This window comes from Phenylobacterium sp. (assembly GCF_031412415.1).
Lineage (GTDB): Bacteria > Pseudomonadota > Alphaproteobacteria > Caulobacterales > Caulobacteraceae > Phenylobacterium.
In genome coordinates, this window is sequence record NZ_JANOCX010000421.1 from 1 (window position 1) to 2,327 (window position 2,327).

General features: G+C 68.8%; 4 protein-coding genes. 1 reads left to right on the top strand and 3 read right to left on the bottom strand.

The annotated features are described in order from the left end of the window. Nucleotides 1-341, top strand: a 341-nt coding sequence (locus RMO04_RS19635; protein WP_309646459.1) for an NnrU family protein, incomplete at its 5' end; no start/stop codon positions are given. Here the strand turns inward: RMO04_RS19635 and RMO04_RS19640 are convergent. From RMO04_RS19640 to RMO04_RS19650, 3 genes are all read right to left on the bottom strand, one after another. Further along, entirely contained in the window at nt 338-712 is a 375-nt protein-coding gene (locus RMO04_RS19640) for a cupin domain-containing protein (protein ID WP_309646460.1), read from the bottom strand. The two genes, RMO04_RS19635 and RMO04_RS19640, sit on opposite strands and share 4 nt — an antisense overlap. Nucleotides 713-793: 81 nt before the next feature. After that, nucleotides 794-1,477, bottom strand: a complete 684-nt coding sequence (locus RMO04_RS19645) for an aspartate/glutamate racemase family protein (protein WP_309646461.1) — start codon at nt 1,475-1,477, stop codon at nt 794-796. 4 nt (nt 1,478-1,481) lie between these two features. Continuing rightward, nucleotides 1,482-2,327, bottom strand: an 846-nt coding sequence (locus tag RMO04_RS19650) for a dihydroxy-acid dehydratase (RefSeq protein WP_309646462.1), incomplete at its 5' end; no start/stop codon positions are given.

The window sequence follows — 2,327 nt, forward strand, 5'->3', positions numbered from 1 at the left end:
GCATCACCCGTCACCCGTTCCTGTGGGGTGTGGCAATCTGGGCCGCGGGCCATCTGCTGGTGAATGGCGACCGGGCGAGCCTGGTGTTGTTCGGGGCCATGCTGGTCCTGGCGCTGTTTGGAACCTCCAGCATCGACGCCAAGCGCAAGCGGGTGTTGGGCGCCACCTGGGACGGATTCGCGGCCCAGACCTCCAACGTGCCGTTCGCCGCGATCGCGGCGGGCAAGCAACCTCTGAAGCTGGGTGAGATCGGTTGGTGGCGCATCGTGCTGGCGGTGGCGATCTGGGCGGCCCTGCTCTGGGGCCACCCCTACATGTTCGGCGTCGCCGCTCTGCCCTAGGCCGGCCGGTGGGTCGTGCCGGCGCCGTAGGTCACGAACAACATCCGCACGCCCTGCTGGTCGACGGCGCGGTGCCACGCGCCCTTGGGAACCACCAGCGTCGCGCCGGGCGTCATCTCGACCCGGCTCTCGCGCCCGTCGCGATCCAGGATCATGGTCAGCCGCCCCTCCAGCAGGATCAGGATCTCGTCACCTTCCGGGTGCATCTCCCATTGCGGCCAATCTCCCTCGCCGGTCATGGCGGTCAGGAGCGTTCCCAGGATCTCCGGGTTCTGGTCCATGGTGCGCCAGAAGTTCTCGCCGCCCTCGTGGCGCGCGACCCCACCCTGTCCATCCAGGCTGAGATAGGTGCTCTCCAGATCGAGGGGCATGGCGATTTCCTTCATCAAGGCCGCAATATTTAACGCATATCGCAACTATATCGTCAAGACCGGCCCCGCTCGCAGGAGCCCCTAGGACAACATGAAGTCCACGCCGGCCTCGACGTGGACCAGGGTCGAGTCGATGACCGGCAGCTCGACATCGGCCTGGGACAGAAGCAGCCCCACCTCCGTGCACCCAAAGATGACGCTGTCGGCGCCGGCAGCCTTGGCGATCATGGCCAGGACCTCGCGCTTGGAACGGGATTCAACCATCCCCTGACACAGCTCGTCATAGATGATGGCGTGCAGGCGATCACGATCGGCCTGGTCGGGAACCAGGGCCTCGACGCCACGCGCGCGAAGGCGGTCCTTGTAGAAGTCCTGTTCCATGGTGAAGCGGGTGGCCAGCAACAGCGGCCGCGCGCCGCCACGAGCCCTAACCGCCAGCGCCGTGGCGTCGCCGATGTGGATCAGCGGAACGCCCGTCGCCGCCTCGATGGCCGGGGCGACCTTGTGCATGGTGTTGGTGCAGACCAAGATCGCCTCGGCCCCCGCGCCCTCCAGCCGCGTGGCCGCCTCCGCCAACGCCGCGCCCGCGCCGTCCCAATCGCCGTCCGCCTGCATCTGCGCGATAGGCGCGAAGTCCACCGACCACAGCACCAGCTGCGCCGAGTGCAGCCCGCCCAGCCGCTCGCGAACGCGCCGGTTCAACGCTTGATAGTAGGTCGTCGTCGACTCCGCGCTCATCCCGCCGATCAGGCCGAGCGTGCGCATCGGCCTAGAGGTCCGCGTAGACGTGGGTCTCGAACTCGGCGCCGGGGTGGGTGAGCGCGCCCAGGTGGGCGGGGCCCACGACCTGGGCGTACTTCCACAGGGCGCCGGACTGGTAGTTGGTCACTCGAGGCTTCCAGTCCTTGGCGCGGCGCTCCAGCTCGATGGGATCGACTTCCAGGTCCAGCGTCCCGGCGTCGGCGTCGATGGCGATGATGTCGCCGTCCTTCACCAGGCCGATCGGACCGCCCATCTGGGCCTCGGGACCCACGTGGCCGATGCAGAGGCCGCGCGTGCCGCCCGAGAAGCGCCCGTCGGTGACCAGGGCCACCTTGTCGCCGCGCCCCTGGCCGGAGATGGCCGCCGTGGTGGACAGCATCTCGCGCATGCCCGGACCACCGCGCGCGCCCTCGTAGCGGATGACCAGGACGTCGCCGTCCTTATAGTCGCCGGCCTCGACCGCGTCGAAGCAGGCCTGTTCGCCGTCGAACACCCGGGCCGGGCCGCGATGGCTGCGGTGGCTGGTCATGCCGGCCACCTTGACGATGGCGCCGTCGGGCGCGAGCGAGCCCCACAGCCCGACCCCGCCGCCCGTGGGCGACAGGGGCTCGGAGACCTTGCGGATCACCACCTGGTCGTCGCGCCACTTCACGTCCTTCAGGTTCTCGGCGATGGTCTTACCGGTCACGGTCATGCAATCGCCGTGGATGTGGCCGCCCTCCAGCAGGGTCTTCAGCAGCATGGGCATGCCGCCCGCCTCGCCCATGTCCTTGGCCACGAACTGGCCGCCGGGCTTCAGGTCGGCGATGTAGGGGGTGCGCTGGGCGATCTCGGCGAAGTCGCGCAGGGTGAA

Excerpts from the sequence above, each read along its gene's own strand:
- RMO04_RS19645 (WP_309646461.1), bottom strand. The coding sequence starts at position 1,477 with ATGCGCACGCTCGGCCTGATCGGCGGGATGAGCGCGGAGTCGACGACG.
- RMO04_RS19640 (WP_309646460.1), bottom strand. The coding sequence starts at position 712 with ATGCCCCTCGATCTGGAGAGCACCTATCTCAGCCTGGATGGACAGGGT.